20 protein-coding genes are annotated in these 16,262 nt (G+C 59.0%); 9 read left to right on the top strand and 11 right to left on the bottom strand.

Annotated elements, in window-relative coordinates; translation table 11 throughout:
- Positions 1–50 precede the first annotated feature (50 nt).
- Positions 51–611 carry a VOC family protein gene (locus FEM41_RS20470; RefSeq protein ID WP_138098016.1) on the top strand — a complete coding sequence of 187 codons (561 nt, stop codon included), beginning with the start codon at positions 51–53 and terminating at the stop codon, positions 609–611.
- On the opposite strand, the gene FEM41_RS20465 is transcribed toward FEM41_RS20470, so the two are convergent.
- Positions 608–1,741: a MalY/PatB family protein gene (locus tag FEM41_RS20465; protein ID WP_138098015.1), complete on the bottom strand. Its 1,134-nt coding sequence runs from the start codon at positions 1,739–1,741 to the stop codon at positions 608–610. The genes FEM41_RS20470 and FEM41_RS20465 overlap by 4 nt on opposite strands.
- Positions 1,742–1,801: 60 nt before the next feature.
- On the opposite strand from FEM41_RS20465, the gene cutC reads away from it, so the two are divergent.
- Positions 1,802–2,542, top strand: a complete 741-nt coding sequence (cutC, locus tag FEM41_RS20460; RefSeq protein ID WP_138098014.1) for a copper homeostasis protein CutC — start codon at positions 1,802–1,804, stop codon at positions 2,540–2,542.
- A 309-nt stretch (positions 2,543–2,851) separates the two neighbouring features.
- Here cutC and FEM41_RS20455 read toward each other — a convergent pair whose 3' ends face one another.
- Together FEM41_RS20455 and FEM41_RS20450 are read right to left on the bottom strand one after the other, a co-directional pair.
- Positions 2,852–3,175 (bottom strand): hypothetical protein, encoded by a 324-nt coding sequence (locus FEM41_RS20455; protein ID WP_138098013.1) that lies wholly within the window; start codon positions 3,173–3,175, stop codon positions 2,852–2,854.
- A gap of 195 nt (positions 3,176–3,370) precedes the next feature.
- Positions 3,371–3,976, bottom strand: a complete 606-nt coding sequence (locus FEM41_RS20450; RefSeq protein WP_138098012.1) for an NAD(P)H-dependent oxidoreductase — start codon at positions 3,974–3,976, stop codon at positions 3,371–3,373.
- Between the two features lie 92 nt (positions 3,977–4,068).
- Between FEM41_RS20450 and FEM41_RS20445 the strand changes: the two genes are divergently transcribed.
- Positions 4,069–4,653, top strand: a complete 585-nt coding sequence (locus FEM41_RS20445) for a TetR/AcrR family transcriptional regulator (RefSeq protein WP_138098011.1) — start codon at positions 4,069–4,071, stop codon at positions 4,651–4,653.
- Positions 4,654–4,658: 5 nt separating this feature from the next.
- Here FEM41_RS20445 and FEM41_RS20440 read toward each other — a convergent pair whose 3' ends face one another.
- The 6 genes from FEM41_RS20440 to FEM41_RS20415 all read right to left on the bottom strand — a co-directional run bounded on the left by FEM41_RS20440 (position 4,659) and on the right by FEM41_RS20415 (position 9,112).
- Complete coding sequence (locus FEM41_RS20440) at positions 4,659–5,435, bottom strand: M14 family metallopeptidase (protein WP_138098010.1); 777 nt, start codon at positions 5,433–5,435, stop codon at positions 4,659–4,661.
- A 69-nt stretch (positions 5,436–5,504) separates the two neighbouring features.
- Positions 5,505–6,476 (bottom strand): tRNA 5-methoxyuridine(34)/uridine 5-oxyacetic acid(34) synthase CmoB, encoded by a 972-nt coding sequence (gene cmoB, locus FEM41_RS20435; protein ID WP_138098009.1) that lies wholly within the window; start codon positions 6,474–6,476, stop codon positions 5,505–5,507.
- Positions 6,473–7,216, bottom strand: a complete 744-nt coding sequence (gene cmoA, locus FEM41_RS20430) for a carboxy-S-adenosyl-L-methionine synthase CmoA (protein ID WP_138098008.1) — start codon at positions 7,214–7,216, stop codon at positions 6,473–6,475. Before cmoA ends, cmoB begins: the two co-directional genes overlap by 4 nt.
- A 36-nt stretch (positions 7,217–7,252) precedes the next feature.
- Complete coding sequence (locus FEM41_RS20425; RefSeq protein ID WP_138098007.1) at positions 7,253–7,648, bottom strand: MAPEG family protein; 396 nt, start codon at positions 7,646–7,648, stop codon at positions 7,253–7,255.
- Positions 7,649–7,717: 69 nt separating this feature from the next.
- The gene (locus tag FEM41_RS20420) at positions 7,718–8,536 is read right to left on the bottom strand and encodes a DUF72 domain-containing protein (RefSeq protein ID WP_138098006.1); all 819 of its coding nucleotides are present in this window, start codon (positions 8,534–8,536) and stop codon (positions 7,718–7,720) included.
- A 9-nt stretch (positions 8,537–8,545) separates the two neighbouring features.
- Positions 8,546–9,112 (bottom strand): hydrolase, encoded by a 567-nt coding sequence (locus tag FEM41_RS20415; protein ID WP_138098005.1) that lies wholly within the window; start codon positions 9,110–9,112, stop codon positions 8,546–8,548.
- A gap of 265 nt (positions 9,113–9,377) precedes the next feature.
- Between FEM41_RS20415 and aspS the strand changes: the two genes are divergently transcribed.
- The 6 genes from aspS to ruvB all read left to right on the top strand — a co-directional run bounded on the left by aspS (position 9,378) and on the right by ruvB (position 14,670).
- Positions 9,378–11,150 carry an aspartate--tRNA ligase gene (gene aspS / locus FEM41_RS20410; protein WP_138098004.1) on the top strand — a complete coding sequence of 591 codons (1,773 nt, stop codon included), beginning with the start codon at positions 9,378–9,380 and terminating at the stop codon, positions 11,148–11,150.
- A 1-nt stretch (position 11,151) separates the two neighbouring features.
- Positions 11,152–11,595: a dihydroneopterin triphosphate diphosphatase gene (nudB, locus tag FEM41_RS20405; protein ID WP_138098003.1), complete on the top strand. Its 444-nt coding sequence runs from the start codon at positions 11,152–11,154 to the stop codon at positions 11,593–11,595.
- Positions 11,596–11,617: 22 nt separating this feature from the next.
- On the top strand, positions 11,618–12,367 hold the full coding sequence (locus FEM41_RS20400; protein ID WP_138098002.1) for a YebC/PmpR family DNA-binding transcriptional regulator: 750 nt from the start codon (positions 11,618–11,620) through the stop codon (positions 12,365–12,367).
- Positions 12,368–12,424: 57 nt separating this feature from the next.
- Complete coding sequence (gene ruvC / locus FEM41_RS20395; protein WP_138098001.1) at positions 12,425–12,946, top strand: crossover junction endodeoxyribonuclease RuvC; 522 nt, start codon at positions 12,425–12,427, stop codon at positions 12,944–12,946.
- Positions 12,947–13,036: 90 nt separating this feature from the next.
- Positions 13,037–13,648 carry a Holliday junction branch migration protein RuvA gene (gene ruvA / locus FEM41_RS20390; RefSeq protein ID WP_138098000.1) on the top strand — a complete coding sequence of 204 codons (612 nt, stop codon included), beginning with the start codon at positions 13,037–13,039 and terminating at the stop codon, positions 13,646–13,648.
- A gap of 8 nt (positions 13,649–13,656) precedes the next feature.
- Positions 13,657–14,670, top strand: coding sequence for a Holliday junction branch migration DNA helicase RuvB (ruvB, locus tag FEM41_RS20385; RefSeq protein ID WP_138097999.1), 1,014 nt, complete (start codon positions 13,657–13,659; stop codon positions 14,668–14,670).
- A 33-nt stretch (positions 14,671–14,703) separates the two neighbouring features.
- Here ruvB and znuB read toward each other — a convergent pair whose 3' ends face one another.
- Positions 14,704–15,489: a zinc ABC transporter permease subunit ZnuB gene (znuB, locus tag FEM41_RS20380; RefSeq protein ID WP_138097998.1), complete on the bottom strand. Its 786-nt coding sequence runs from the start codon at positions 15,487–15,489 to the stop codon at positions 14,704–14,706.
- Positions 15,486–16,241 (bottom strand): zinc ABC transporter ATP-binding protein ZnuC, encoded by a 756-nt coding sequence (gene znuC, locus FEM41_RS20375; protein ID WP_138097997.1) that lies wholly within the window; start codon positions 16,239–16,241, stop codon positions 15,486–15,488. The genes znuB and znuC overlap by 4 nt, the downstream gene beginning before the upstream one ends.
- Positions 16,242–16,262 lie beyond the last annotated feature (21 nt).

Genomic DNA, 16,262 nt, shown 5'->3' with positions numbered 1-16,262 from the left:
ACGAAAGCGGGTAGATTAGCGGCTTTTCTATCACGGGCAGGAGGAGCCGGATGAACTGGCAACAGGTTGAAGCATTACAGGATATCGTGGCCGATCTGCCGCGTTTTGAACAGGCGATAATGGCGCTGGCGCAGCGGATGGGGCTCGAACTGGCGCCATTGGATGCCGACCATATCTCACTGCGTTGCCATCAGAATACCACCGCGGAGCGCTGGCGGGCAGGGCTTGAGCAGTGCGGAACCCTGTTTAGCGAAAAGCACATTAAAGGGCGGCCCATCTGTCTGTTCCGGCTGGCGGAGCCGCTGTGCGTGGGCCACTGGCGTTTTACGATTATCGAACTGCCCTGGCCCGGCGAGAAGCGCTATCCGCATGAAGGGTGGGAACATATTGAAATTGTGCTGCCGGGCTCTCCCGACACTCTCAACGCTCGGGCGCTGGCTCTGATGTCCGACGACGGCCTCAGCCAGCCGGACATTTCGCTGAAGACCAGCGCGCCAACTGGCGACGGTGAACGCCTGCCGAATCCTACCCTGGCGGTGACCGACGGCCAGGTGACGCTAAAATTCCATCCCTGGCCGCTGGAAATCGTAGTCGCCAGCGAACAGGGCTAGCGTTCTTTCAGTGCCTGGTTGAGTCGGTTAATGGCTTCATCCAGGGTGGCGCGGGTACAGCCGAAGTTGATGCGTACAAACGCAGGATTGCCAAAGTCGGCGCCGGGCGAAAAGCCCAGTCCGGCACGGCGAAAGAAGTTGACCGGGGATTCTTCACCTAACGCACTGGCGTCTACCCAGGCCAGATAGGTGGCTTCCGGCGGCGTCACGCTAAGGCCAGGCAGGGCGTTGATGGCCCGGCAAAGAGCATCTCGATTGGCTCTTAGCACGTTCAGCAATTCCGCGCGCCAGGGTTCACCGTCGCGCCAGGCCGCTTCGGCGGCCGTCAGCGCCAGTACGTCCACCGACGGGACTATGCCTTCCCGGGTGGCGCAGAAGCGGCGCCGCAGTTCGGGGTTGGGGATAATCGCCAGCGAAGCGCCCAGTCCGGCGATGTTGTAGGTCTTGGAAGGCGAAACCAGGGTGATGCTGCGCTGGGCGGCGTCTTCGCCGAGCGTCGCGAAAGGGATATGACGCGCGCCGGGCTCCAGCAGTAATTCGCAGTGGATTTCATCGGAGCAGACAATCATATCGTGGCGTTGCGCGAAGGCCAGGTGCTGTTCCAGCTCTTCCCTGCGCCATACCGTGCCGCCCGGATTCTGGGGATTGCATAGCATCAGCAGTTTTTCGCGCCCGGTGAGCTGGGGTTCCAGCGATGCCAGGTCAAGATAAGGGCGCCCATCGCGCTGGATGACAGGCGCATTAAGCTGTGAACAACCGGCAAGCATGGCCGCCTTGCGAAACGGCGGATAGATGGGGTCCGGCGCCAGGGAGCCGCCCCCTGCGAAACTGCGCACGCACAGATTCAGCCCACAGACGATGCCGGGCAGAAACACCAGCCACTCTTTTTCCACCCGCCAGCCGTAGCTGCGCCAGAAATGGTCGATGGCAGTATCCGCAAGGGCGTGGGGCCAGTCGCCGTAGCCAAAGACGCCATGGGCCACACGGCGCTGTAGCGCTTCGGTGATGCAGGGCGGGGAGCGAAAGTCAGTATCTGCGACCCACATGGGAAGGATGTTCTGGTCGTATTTATTCCACTTCAGGCTGTCGCTGTGACGCCGGTCGATCACTTCGTCGAAATTGAATGTCATGATAAATTTCCGTGCCCTGAACATGAAGCTTCAGACTAGCGTAACAGAAGGAATCATTGAATGGCTGTGCTTGAGATATGTTGCTACGGAATGGACTGCGCCGTGATCGCCGAACAGGCGGGGGCCGACCGCATTGAGTTGTGCGCGGCGCCGGCAGAGGGGGGGCTGACGCCCTCTGCCGGAACCCTGCTTGGGGTGCGCCAGCGGGTTTCCATTCCGGTGCATCCGATAATCCGGCCACGGGGGGGCGATTTCTGCTACAGCGCCGGGGAGTTCAGTACCATGCTGGACGATATCGCATATCTGCGGGAGCTGGGCTACCCGGGGCTGGTTGTCGGCATTTTGAATGAGGATGGCGAAGTGGACCGGCCGCGAATGGAAAAGGTGATGGCGCAGGCCCGGGGTATGGCGGTCACCTTTCACCGCGCTTTTGATATGTGCCGCGACCCCTGGATCGCGCAGGATCAACTGCGTGATTTGGGGGTGGCGCGGATTCTGACTTCGGGACAGAAGCAGAGCGCATTAGAAGGACTTTCATTAATCAGGGAACTAAAAGACCGATCCGGTGCTCCAATCATTATGGCCGGTTCCGGCGTGCGTCTGAGCAACCTCCCGCACTTTGTATCCGCGGGGATTGAAGAGGTGCATAGTTCGGCAGGTTGTCGGGGGGCTTCCCCGATGCGTTATCGCAAAGAGGGCGTTTCGATGTCTTCCGATGCAATGGCCGATGAGTACAGTCGCTACTGCGTGGATGCCGATGCGGTGGCGGCAATGAAAGCAGCGCTTTGCGCGGTGGAGTAGCACGTCGCCCATAGCGCACAACCGGTTTTTACCGCGCATCATGTCGCCCAATGTGATGTTTGCATGTACCACGCCCCGGCCTTTTCCCGGGGCTTTTTTTCTTTATGGGGTCAGGTTTCGCTTGTCTGCCGCCACAGGGTAACCATAGTCTGTTTTGTAACCTTCGTCACATTCTGGCCTGTCTGCAGTGCACAGCCTGATGGGAGGATGCTGGGTTGACGATGTTGCCCGGCACTATACCGTTCGCAAAAGGGGATATTCTGGCCACAGGGAATTATTGCTATCGGAATGTTAACGCCTGCTATTTAATTACTCACTGATACCGGCGTTACGCCAGTCTATAGAAATGGTAAACCCGTTATTACGTTGTTCAAGGATAATCTCGTATCCGGCTGCTTCGAACTCTTTTTGTAATGTCGAAATATGTTCGGGATAAGCGCCTCGCCCCAACAAAGGGTATTCTGCAACATCAAAGAATTGCGAAAAAGTTCCCTGCTTGTGGGTTTGGGGGTTGCGCAAAGTATTGGTCAGTACGCCTCTGACCAGAATGGCCTCGTTGTGGGCCTGTTTCTCAACGCTTGCTTTGTTTCTCAGCCAGGACTGTTGTAAAAATTTAGCCTTGGGTATATTCATTCTGCCCCGGTTGCCGGTAATCAGTCAGTGGCAGGATGTTATATTTTTCGTGCTGAACAGGTCAACCAGAAAAAGAGGTGATATTTGGCGCTAATTCTCCCGGCTTGGTCATTGCATGAGGTTTTTCTTATATTTATTTTTTGGCTGTCAGACAGACGCCACGCAATATTGCGTGACGCCAGGATGAACACCAGGTTAGACCGCGACAGGCTGTTGGGTGTTGAACGTTTTTTGACCCAGCCGATGCGCATCCTGCAGCATCACATTGGTGTCCGGGTATTCGGGCGACAGCAGCAGAGATGAGCTCATCACCGGGGCACCGCAGTAGTTAAAGATCCCTTCTTCTATCTGCACTTTCATGGCCTCCTGGTAGCGGTGTTTTTCCCAGGTTTTCATATTGGCGGCGCCAATCGCCACAAGGTGAACCGGCAGGTGCCTGAGTTTTTTAATCAACCGGCCATCTGCTGTCTCCTCATAAGCCCATCCGGCGGAAAAAACGCGATCGATCCAACCTTTCATCAGCGCAGGCATCGACCACCAGTAAACCGGAAAGACCAGGACCAGGGCGTCTGCGCTGTCAATTCTGGTCTGCTCCGCCCGTACGTCCTCCGGCAGTGCGCCAGCGGCGTTAAATGCGGCAAAATCTTCCCGGGTGAATTCAGGGCGAAAGCCTTCCTGAGCCAGATTGGCGATCTCCGCTCGGTGGGGGCCGGATTCGGTGATGCCCCGGGCTACCCCGGCTGCTATGCTGTGGGTCAATGAGTCCGGATGCGGGTGTGCGGTAACAATCAGTGCGTGCATTTTAAGCCTCCTGGAGAGAGGGAAGTTGTCGGGATGGAGCTAACTTACCATTAGTAACTTACTTTTAGTATATAAAGGCGTCAAGCACTGGTATGAATAAAAAAAAGCGTCTGACCCGGGAGGCCCGCTTCCAGCAACTGATGGAAGAGGCGTGGCGTCTGATTCGGGAAGAGGGGACGGAGGCATTAACTCTGGGAAGGCTGGCGGAGCGGGCAGGCGTAACCAAACCGGTGGTCTACGACCATTTCGGTTCGCGTACCGGTCTGCTGGCGGAATTATATAAGGCCTTTGATGAGCGTCAGACCGCGCTGATGGATAAGGCGATCGCTGAATGCGAACAGGCGCTGGAGCCCATCAGCCGGGCGATTGCCGACTGTTATATCGATTGCGTCGATACCCAGGGGCGCGAAATCCCTGATGTGATCGCGGCACTAGCCGGTTCGCCGGAGCTGGAGCAGCTACGCCGCCAGTATGTCAGGATTTTTATCGATAAATGCCGACGCCTGCTGGCGCCCTTTATCGGCAGTGGAACCCTGCCCGATGCCGCCATGTGGGCGCTGGTCGGCGTCGCCGATGCAGTGTCATATGCGGCCACAGGAGAAGAGATAACGGCCGCTGACGCCAAAGCCGAGCTGGCCACCCTGATACGGTCCCAGGTTGAACGATTTCGGAAATAGCCCGCTCAGGGCGCCAGGGTGGAGGCGATAAATGCCCCGATTAAACCGTGATGGGCAAAGATTCGCTGTTCCAGCGCGGCCTGGCCGGGCGTGACGGCGCGGGCGGCGGAGCAGCGGGTTTCCTGGCTCAGCCAGTGAAGAATATCGCCGTTATCAGGCAGCGGCGCCAGGCCGTTGCGGCAGGTATCCCCTTCCGGGCTGGGCCCGTCGCAGGGTTCGAAGGTCTGGATCAGTTCATCGCGCAGGGCCAGGGCCGGCGTCCGTTCAGGGTCAGAGACGCACAGCCAGGCAACCCGGGCCTGGGGGTCTTCAGTACACCAGAGCACCCCATCCCGGGCCGCCTGGGTCAACAAGCGGGCATGAGCGTGCAGGATCTCCCCTTCGGCCGTAGGGGCGTCGCCGCTGAATCCGCTGGCCGGATCGAAACCGTAGCGATTGGACTTCATCCCGGTACGCAAGCCGTAAAGATTCACCAGTGGCATAAAAGAGAGTCGGACCTTGTCCAGCAGCAGCGGCGAGTTGTGTTGCAGAAAGTTAAGAATGGCCCAACTACCTGCGGGGGCATCGCCGTGCAGCCCGGCCATAATCAGCAGATGCGGCAGGTGGCTGTCGGCGGCGATGGATTGCCAGAGGACGATCATGCCGTCTCCCACGCTGCCGAGCTCTCGCTCTTCCATGCCCCAGCGCTGATATTGCACCGCCAGCAGGCTTTCCAACCGGTCGATATCGTTGCTATAGCCATGAATGGCCGCCAGTGGCCAGCGGTAACAGATGCTTTCCATCTTCCCCCCCAATTCCAGATCACGCCTGAATGCAAGCGTAGCCTGGAATGGGGAACGGGGTTGAGCGAATCAGGGCTTACGGGCGATAAGCAGGGCACGCATCGGCGCCGGATAGCCTTCGCGGGTTCTGGTGGAGTCCTGAGGATCGAGGAAATCGGCCAGCGATTCAGTACGCATCCAGTCGGTTGCGCGTTGCTCTTCGGTGGTGGTGATGCTTTGATCGGCGATGCGCACATCCACAAATCCGCATTTTTCCAGCCACAGTTTGACCGCCCGCGCTGATGGAATAAACCAGACGTTGCGCATGGCGGCATAGCGTTCGCCGGGCACCAGTACCTGATTTTCGTCGCCTTCCACCACCAGGGTTTCCAGCACCAGTTCGCCTTCGCTGACTAGCTGATTTTTCAACTGCCACAGATGGTCGAGGGGGGAACGGCGGTGGTAGAGCACGCCCATGGAGAATACGGTATCGAAGGCGTTGAGGGTCGGCATCTGCTCAATGCCCAGAGGCAGCAGGTGAGCGCGCTGGTCGTTACCCAGCAGTTTACGCACCGCTTCGAACTGACACAGAAACAGTTGGGTGGGATCGATGCCCACCGCCAGGTGCGCCCCGGCGCCGATCATACGCCACAGGTGGTAGCCGCTACCGCAGCCCACGTCGAGCACGGTACGGCCGCTGAGATCGCTCAGGTGGGGCAAAACCCGCTGCCACTTCCAGTCGGAACGCCATTCGGTATCGATATCGACGCCGTACAGCGAGAAGGGACCTTTACGCCAGGGCATCAGGTTGCGCAGCAGGCGCTCAATGCCCAGCTTCTGGCCGTCGCTAAGCGGCTGTGCGCTTCGGGCGGTGACGCTGTGCAACAGATCCAGACGATCGGGGCGCAGGGCGGGAAGCCCGTCCACCGCTTTCAGCCACTGGCTGAACTGGCCATGCAGCGATTCGCGCTGCCAGGCACCGATTTGGGCGGGCAAAGTTTCCAGCCATGGGGCCAGCGGGCCGCTGGCTATCTGGCTGTAAAAGGGGCCGAAGTCGATCACGCGGCCTCCTGGGATTTTAGCGCCACCAGCGAGCCGAAGTTAAAGCACTGAAACCAGAGTTCGGCGTGTTCGAAGCCAGCGCGCTTCAGGCGGGCTTTGTGCGCCTCTACCGAATCGGTCAGCATTACATTTTCCAGCATGCTGCGCTTCTGGCTGATCTCCAGCTCGCTGTAGCCGTTGGCGCGCTTAAAATCGTGGTGCATGTTGAACAGCAGTTCGCCGACGCTGGCGTCTTCAAAACTGAACTTTTCCGACAGCACCAGCGCGCCGCCAGGGCGCAGTCCGCGCCAGATTTTAGCCAGCAGGCTCTCCCTGTCTTCCGGGTTGAGAAACTGCAGGGTAAAGTTGAGTACCACCAGCGAGGCATTTGAGATGTCGATAGCGCGGATGTCCGCTTCCCTGACCTCCACCGGCGTGCTGGCGCGGAAGGCATCGATATGGCGGCGACAGCGTTCCACCATGGCTGGAGAGTTATCCACGGCGATGATTTCACAGCCGTCGTGCTGGATATTGCGGCGTATCGACAGGGTGGCGGCGCCCAGCGAACAGCCCAGGTCGTAGACGCGGGTGCCGGGCTGAACGAAACGCTCCGCCAGCATGCCAATCATCGAAATAATATTGGAATAACCGGGAACGGAACGCTGAATCATATCGGGGAATACTTCAGCGACGCGTTCATCAAAAGTCCAGTCCCCGAGCTTGTCGATGGGGGCGGAAAACAGCGTATCGCGGTCAGGCATAGTTTAAATCCGGGAAAAACAAAGGCGTATTGTGCGTTAACGCACGCTGAAAACCAACTCCCACGGCATATACCAGAGGTTGGCGGCCACCATCAGCAGCAGGGCGCACCAGGTGGCGCCCATACCGGAACGACGCCAGCGCACCAGGCGGTGGTGAAAACCATAATAGTGCATCAGACGTCCGGCGATGGTCATCAGGCCGCAGATATGGATCATCCAGACCTCGGCGCCGTTCATCTCCATCAACAGCAGCAGTAGCAGGGCAACAGGAATGTACTCCACTGCGTTGCCGTGAATGCGGATGGCGCTTTGTAATTCGGTAAATCCGCCGTCGCCGTAGGAGACATGGTACAGGCCACGCAGTCGCACGACGTCGAAGGAAAATTTAATTAGCAGCAATGCACCCAGCACGGCATAGAGCGCGCATACCATAAAAACTCCCTGAAAGGCTTAATCGATGGCGCCGGCTATCATACCGACCGAGAGCTGAGGCCGCCAGCATCAGAATAGCGATTCCTGTTGCGGGATGGCCGGGGCTTCGCCAATGGCCGGAAAACGCTGGCGTAGCAAGGGCCACAACCGGTGCACCAGTTCCGGCGCCTGGGCGATATCCGGCGTATGCAGAAACAGGAATGGCGTACTCTCCTGCTGCCAGTGGGCCAGCTTATCCAACCAGGGCTGAAACAGTTGCTGGTTTTGCTCCAGATTGTCGCCGCCGATAAAGCGCACCAGCGGTTTGTCAGCGGTTCTCAGGGCATGGACCGGCACCCGCGGCTTTTTACGCTGGGCTTTACGCACCGCTTCGCTGTGGGGCATGGCGGCGTGTACCGGACGACTGTCGAGGATCGCCCGATTAACGCCACGCTGGTGAAGCCCGCGATTCAACGCCTGCTCCTGTGGACCTTTGGCGAAAAATTGCGGATGACGCACCTCTACCCCATAACTGAAACCCTGCGGCAGGGCATCCAGAAATTGCCACAGGGTCGCCAGATTATCCGGGCCAAAAACGGCGGGCAACTGGAGCCAGTACTGGCCGATACGCGCTTCCAGCGGCGCCATGCGGTTGAAAAATTCACTGACCAGGGCGTCGCACTGACGTAGCCCCGCCTGGTGTGAAATGGTGGCCGGAAATTTAAAACAGAAGCGGAAATCATCGCCGGTCATCGCCCGCCAGCGCGCCACAATCTCCGCCCCGGGCAGGGCGTAGAGCGTGGTGTTACCCTCCACGCAGTTAAAGTGGCGGGCATAATCCTCAAGATTTTGGATGCCAAGCCGCACCCATTTAGGGTGCGACCACTGGGGCAGACCGATGTAAATCATAAGCTATGGCTACAGCGCCGCCAGGATATCCGCAGTGCGGCGTACCCGGCCGATACGCGGGAAGATATGGCTAAAGCTGCCTTCATGCTGTTCCTGGCTTGCCGCGCTGCAGGCGTCTTCGACCAGAATCAGATTAAAGCCCAGCTCCCAGGCATTGCGGGCGGTGGATTCCACGCCAATATTGGTGGATATGCCGCACAGTACAATGGTATCGATACCGCGCCGACGCAACTGCAGTTCGAGATCGGTGCCGTAGAAAGCGCCCCACTGGCGCTTGGTCACCTCAATATCGCCGTCGGCCTTGCCGAGAGCCGGGGCATAGTCCCACCAGTTATCCGGTAACGGCCCGGCGCCTGCGGGCATATCGACCGGCTGCTTCAGTGCTTCGGCTCCGTCCGCTGACCAGCCGACGCGGACCAGCACCACCGGTGCTCCCTTGGCGCGGAAGGCCTGGGCCATGCGCCCGGCGCGACTGACCACCTCATCGGCGCTCCATGGGCCGCCGGCGAAAGGCAGGATCCCCTGCTGAAGATCGATGACGACCAGGGCGGTCGTTTGCGGATTGAATTCGGACATAGTCACTCCGGTTAACTGATTGATAGCGTTGCTTACCATAGCGATAACCCGGGCTCTGGTCTTATACTAATTTTGTTAATTTTTGTGAGAATGACGGGGCGGGCGCACAGCAAACGCTCGCCCGGACGGTATCGGGCTTATCTCGGCGCGCAATATCCAGTATAATAGCCGCCTTTTTCATTCAGTTGTGACAGTCGACAAGCGCCGCACCGTGATGTCTGCCCGGCAGGCAATCAGCCCCTGCGGCGAAGTTAAAGGAAATCTCATGCGTACAGAATATTGTGGACAGCTGCGGTTGTCCCATGTGGGGCAGCAGGTAACGCTCTGTGGTTGGGTTAACCGCCGTCGCGATCTCGGTAGTCTGATTTTTATTGACATGCGCGACCGTGAAGGCATCGTACAGGTCTTCTTCGATCCGGATCGCGATGAAGCGTTCAAGCTGGCTTCCGAACTGCGTAATGAGTTCTGCATCCAGATTACCGGCACCGTACGTGCCCGCGACGAGAAAAACCTCAATCGCGATATGGCGACCGGCGAAGTCGAAGTGTTTGCGACCGAACTGACCATTATCAACCGCTCCGAGCCGCTGCCGTTGGACTCTAATCAGGCCAACACGGAAGAGGCGCGTCTGAAGTATCGCTACCTCGATCTGCGCCGTCCGGAGATGGCCCAGCGCCTGAAGACCCGCGCTCGTATCACCAGCTTCGTGCGTCGCTTTATGGACGATAACGGCTTCCTGGATATCGAAACCCCGATGCTGACCAAGGCCACGCCGGAAGGGGCCCGTGACTACCTGGTACCGAGCCGCGTGCATAAAGGTAAGTTTTATGCGCTGCCGCAGTCCCCTCAGCTGTTCAAGCAGTTGCTGATGATGTCCGGCTTCGATCGCTACTACCAGATCGTTAAGTGCTTCCGTGATGAAGACCTGCGCGCCGATCGTCAGCCGGAATTTACCCAGATCGATGTCGAAACCTCTTTTCTGACCGCGCCTCAGGTGCGTGAGCTGATGGAAAAGATGATCCGCCAGCTGTGGCTGGAGGTGAAAGGCGTGGATCTGGGCCAGTTCCCGATCATGACCTTTGCCGAAGCGGATCGCCGCTACGGATCCGATAAGCCCGATCTGCGTAACCCGATGGAGCTGGTGGACGTGGCCGATCTGATGACTTCGGTTGAATTTAAAGTTTTCTCAGGCCCGGCCAACGATCCGAAAGGGCGCGTTGCCGCGCTGCGGGTGCCTGGCGGGGCGCAGCTCAGCCGTAAGCAGATTGATGAATACGCGAAATTCGTTGAGATCTACGGCGCCAAAGGGCTGGCCTGGATGAAAGTCAACGAACGCAGCCAGGGCCTGGAAGGGGTGACCAGCCCGGTAGCCAAGTTCCTGAGTGCAGAGATCGTTGAAGCGATTCTTGAGCGCACCGGCGCTCGTGATGGCGACATCATCTTCTTCGGTGCCGATAAGTCTCGCGTTGTGGCCGACGCCATGGGCGCACTGCGTCTGAAGACCGGTAAAGATCTGAAACTGACCGACGAAAACGCCTGGGCGCCGCTGTGGGTTATCGACTTCCCGATGTTCGAAGAAGATGGGGAAGGCGGTCTGGCGGCGATGCACCATCCGTTCACCTCACCGCGCGACGTGACGCCGGAACAGCTGGAAGCTCAGCCGGAAGGGACCATCGCTAACGCTTACGACATGGTAATCAACGGCTATGAAGTGGGCGGCGGCTCTGTGCGTATTCACAGCGGCGCCATGCAGCAGACGGTATTCCGCATTCTGGGCATTGACGAAACCGAGCAGCGCGCCAAGTTCGGCTTCCTGCTGGACGCCCTGAAATTCGGTACGCCGCCGCACGCCGGTCTGGCCTTCGGCCTCGATCGCCTGGTGATGCTGCTGACCGGCACCGATAATATTCGTGATGTCATCGCCTTCCCGAAAACGACTGCGGCGGCCTGTCTGATGACCGAAGCGCCGAGCTTCGCTAATCCGGCGTCGCTGGAAGAGTTGGGCATTCTGGTTGCGAAAAAGGCAGAGAGCGACTGAGATGGCTTGGAAGCGTCCCGTATCGGTACTGGTAGTGATTTACGCGCAGGACACCGGGCGGGTGCTGATGTTGCAGCGTCGCGATAATCCCGCCTTCTGGCAGTCGGTGACCGGCAGCCTGGAGGCGGATGAGAGCGCGCGGCAGGCCGCGCTGCGTGAAGTCCAGGAAGAAGTCGCCATCGATATCGAAGGCGAGCGCCTGAACCTGGTCGACCATCAGCGCCGGGTGGAATTTGAAATTTTTGAGTATTTACGTCATCGCTATGCGCCGGGAACCCTGCGTAACACCGAGTCCTGGTTTTCGCTGGCGCTGCCCCATGAACGGGACGTGGTTATCAGCGAACACCTGGACTATCAATGGGTGGACGCCAGAGAAGCCGCGGCACTGACCCGCTCCTGGAGTAACCGGCAGGCGATTGAAGAGTTTGTGATTAATTGCGCCTGAACAGGCGAATCTGGAGATAGATATGGCAGGTCATAGTAAATGGGCCAACACGAAGCATCGTAAAGCGGCGCAGGATGCCAAGCGCGGCAAGATTTTCACTAAAATTATTCGCGAGCTGGTCACTGCGGCACGTCTGGGCGGCGGCGATCCGGCTTCTAACCCGCGTCTGCGTGCGGCCATTGATAAAGCGCTCTCCAACAACATGACGCGCGACACCCTGAATCGCGCCATCCAGCGCGGCGTGGGCGGCGATGACGACGCTAACATGGAAACCATCATCTATGAAGGCTACGGCCCCGGCGGTACCGCCGTGATGGTCGAGTGTCTGAGCGACAACCGTAACCGCACCGTTTCCGAAGTGCGTCACGCCTTCAGTAAGAGCGGCGGCAACCTGGGCACCGATGGCTCCGTGGCCTATCTGTTCAGCAAGAAAGGGGTGATTTCGTTTGACGCCGAAGCGGCCATGGACGAAGACACCGTGATGGAAGCTGCTCTGGAAGCCGGTGCGGAAGACGTGGTGAGCTATGACGATGGCGCCATCGACGTGTACACCGCATGGGAAGAGCTGGGTGCCGTTCGTGACGCGCTGGAAGCCGCTGGCCTGAAGCCGTCTGCGGCCGAAGTGTCGATGATTCCGTCCACCAAAGCGGATATGGATGCCGAAACCGCGCCCAAACTGTTGCGCCTGATCGATATGCTGGAAGATTGCGACGACGTTCAGGAGGTTTACCACAACGGTGAAATCTCCGACGAAGTTGCGGCAACGCTGTAATGTTTCGGGCTGCCGCCAGGCAGCCCGAACTTCTTATGCTTTAACCAGAGAGGCGTGATGGCCATCATTCTCGGCATCGATCCGGGGTCGCGCATCACCGGCTATGGCGTGATTCGCCAGACCGGCCGCCAGCTCAGCTATCTGGGCAGCGGTTGTATCCGCACCCGAGTGGAGGATCTGCCCTCGCGTCTGAAGCTGATCTATGCGGGCGTCAGCGAGCTGATTACCCAGTTTCAGCCCGATTTCTTCGCCATTGAGCAGGTCTTTATGGCGAAAAATGCCGACTCGGCCCTTAAGCTGGGTCAGGCGCGCGGCGTGGCTATTGTGGCGGCGGTGAATCAGGATCTGCCGGTGTTCGAATATGCGGCCCGTCAGGTTAAGCAGACCGTGGTGGGTAACGGCGGCGCGGAAAAGAGTCAGGTTCAGCACATGGTGCGTAATCTGCTGCGGCTGCCGGCTAATCCTCAGGCGGATGCCGCGGATGCGCTGGCGATTGCCATTACTCACTGCCATATGAGCCAGAACGTGCAGCAGATCGGCAATTCGCGCCTGACCCTGGCGCGGGGCAGGCTGCGTTAGCGCATGCAAGCACAGATAAGGCTGGATACCTATCCAGCCTTTTTTATATGATAGACCCCACTGTAACGGCCCTTAACGCAGGAGCGAAATGTGATAGGTAGACTCAGAGGCATTGTCCTGGAGAAACAGCCACCGCTGGTATTACTGGAAGCGGGCGGCGTGGGTTATGAAGTGCATATGCCGATGACCTGCTTCTATGAACTGCCGGAGGCGGGCAAAGAAGCGGTGGTGTTTACCCACTTTGTGGTGCGTGAAGACGCCCAGTTGCTGTTCGGTTTTAATAATAAGCAGGAGCGCACGCTGTTTCGGGAACTGATTAAGGTGAACGGCGTGGGGCCCAAGCTGGCGCTGGCGATCCTTTCCGGTATGTCGGCCCAGCAGTTCGTCAATGCGGTGGAGCGTGAAGAGCCCGCTTCGCTGGTGAAACTGCCGGGTATCGGCAAAAAGACCGCCGAACGTCTGGTGGTCGAGATGAAGGACCGCTTCAAGGGATTGCATGGCGATCTCTTTACGCCAGCGGCCGATCTGGAACTGACGGCGCCTGCGGGACCGGTAACGGACGACTATGAGGCGGAAGCCGTTGCCGCGCTGGTGGCACTGGGTTATAAGCCTCAGGAAGCGAGCCGGATGGTGAGCAAAGTAGCCGCCAGCGGCACCGATACTGAAACGCTAATACGCGAAGCGCTACGCGCGGCGCTGTGAGGTAGAGGATGATTGAAGCAGACCGCCTGGTATCGCCGGGCCCATTGCCGGTGGAAGAGGTTGCCGCCGATCGGGCGATTCGCCCGAAAATGCTGGCCGAATATGTGGGGCAACCCCAGGTCAGTTCCCAGATGGAGATCTTCATCCAGGCGGCGAAGCTCCGCGGCGACGCGCTCGATCATCTGCTGATTTTTGGGCCGCCGGGGCTGGGTAAAACGACGCTTGCGAATATCGTCGCCAACGAGATGGGCGTGAATCTGCGCACCACCTCTGGCCCGGTGCTGGAAAAGGCCGGTGACCTGGCGGCGATGCTGACCAATCTTGAGCCCCATGATGTGCTGTTTATCGACGAGATCCACCGTTTGTCGCCGGTGGTTGAGGAAGTCCTCTATCCGGCGATGGAGGATTACCAGCTCGATATTATGATCGGCGAAGGGCCTGCGGCGCGCTCAATCAAAATCGATTTGCCGCCCTTTACTCTGGTGGGGGCCACCACTCGTGCAGGGTCACTGACGTCGCCGCTGCGCGACCGCTTCGGCATTGTGCAGCGTCTGGAATTCTACCAGGTGGCGGATCTGCAAAACATTGTGGCGCGCAGTGCCGAATGCCTGGGGCTGGAGCTGAGCGAAGAAGGGGCGCTGGAGGTGGCCAGACGCTCGCGCGGTACGCCGCGAATTGCCAACCGGCTGCTGCGCCGGGTGCGTGATTTCGCCGAGGTGCGCCATAACGGCACCATTAATGGTGAGGTGGCCAATCAGGCGCTGGATATGCTGAACGTTGATGCCGAAGGGTTCGACTACATGGATCGAAAGCTGCTGCTGGCGCTGCTGGATAAGTTTCTTGGCGGGCCGGTGGGGCTGGATAACCTGGCGGCGGCCATTGGTGAAGAGCGGGAAACCATTGAAGATGTGCTGGAGCCATTCCTGATTCAGCAGGGTTTTTTACAGCGTACGCCGCGTGGCCGTATGGCCACACCCCGCGCCTGGAATCACTTCGGCATTGCGCCGCCATCCTCAGATTAACCCTCTCCCGGCTCGGGAGAGGGGGACAGGGATTCAGACGGGCTGGCGGCGCAGCATGCTGAGAATAAACAGCGCCGCCGCAGCCAGCACCACTGACGGCCCCGCTGGCGTGTCATAGCTGGCGGAGAAGGCCATTCCCATGGTGACTGCCAGCATACCGACGCCGACCGCCACCCCCGCCATTTGCTCCGGCGTGCGAGCAAAGCGGCGTGCCGTGGCGGCGGGAATAATCAGCAGTGAGGTGATGATCAGCGCGCCGACAAACTTCATCGCCACTCCGATGGTCAGCGCGGTGACCAGCATCAACAGCAGTTTCACGCGCTGCAGCTTCACGCCATCCACAAAAGCCAGCTCCTGGCTGATGGTCATCGATAGCAGATTGCGCCACTGCCAGCACAGCACCGCGACCACCACCGCCACGCCAATGGCGATGGCGACCAGATCCTGAGGCGTTACCGCCAGTAGATCCCCAAACAGATAGGCCATCAGATCCACCCGCACGTTGGACATCAGGCTGACCACCACCAGGCCAAGCGACAGCGCGCTGTGAGCCATAATGCCGAGTAGCGTGTCCACCGCCAGTTGGGGACGCTTTTCAAGCCACACCAGCCCCAGGGCCAGCAGAAGCGTTACGGCAATCACCGCATAAAACGGATTCACATTGAGCAGCAGCCCAAAGGCCACCCCTAACAGTGAGGCGTGGGCGAGGGTATCCCCGAAGTAAGACATTCGGCGCCATACTACAAAGGATCCGAGCGGACCGGCGGCACAGGCCAGCAGAATCCCGGCCAGCCAGCCGGGCAATAACAGTTCTATCATGAGCGATCGTTGCCTTTGCGCAGGATAATGTGCCCACGGAGGTCGTGGCGATGGTTGTGATGGTGGCGGTAGATGCCAATCTGCTCGGCGCCGCGCGGCCCGAACATCGAGATAAACTCCGGATGGGTTGATACCACCTCTGGCGTGCCGGAACAGCAGATATGGTGATTCAGGCACAGTACCTCGTCGGTTTTGGCCATCACCAGATGCAGGTCGTGAGAGACCATAAGTACGCCGCAATCCAGCTCGTGGCGAATCTGGTCAATCAGATCGTAGAGTGCCAGTTGGCCGTTGACATCCACCCCCTGGGTGGGTTCATCCAGCACCAGTAACTGGGGCTCATTGAGCAGGGCGCGGGCCAGCAGAACGCGTTGGGTTTCGCCGCCGGAGAGCTTTTGCATCGGCGCATCTGCCAGGTGGGCGGCGTTGACGCGCATCAGCGCAGGCAGGATATCGCGTTTTTTCACGCCGGGACGCAGCCGCATAAAACGCCCGACGGTCAGGGGGAGGGTAGCGTCCAGGTGTAATTTTTGCGGGACATAGCCAATACGCAGCGTCGGGCTGCGCTTGATAGTACCCTCATCTGCTGCTATCAGGCCGAGTACGATACGCACCAGAGTCGATTTCCCGGCGCCGTTTGGGCCAAGCAGCGTCAAAATGCGCCCGGGGCGCAGATCGAGTGAAATCCCCGCCAGCACCTGGCGGGCGCCGAAGGAGACGGAGACGTTTTCCAGTGATACAAGATTAGTCATGACAATTCAGCTATTGCAGAA

This window comes from Jejubacter calystegiae (assembly GCF_005671395.1).
Classification (GTDB): domain Bacteria; phylum Pseudomonadota; class Gammaproteobacteria; order Enterobacterales; family Enterobacteriaceae; genus Jejubacter; species Jejubacter calystegiae.
Note: the sequence above shows the minus strand (reverse complement) of the source record. Positions and strands in the feature narration are given on the sequence as shown.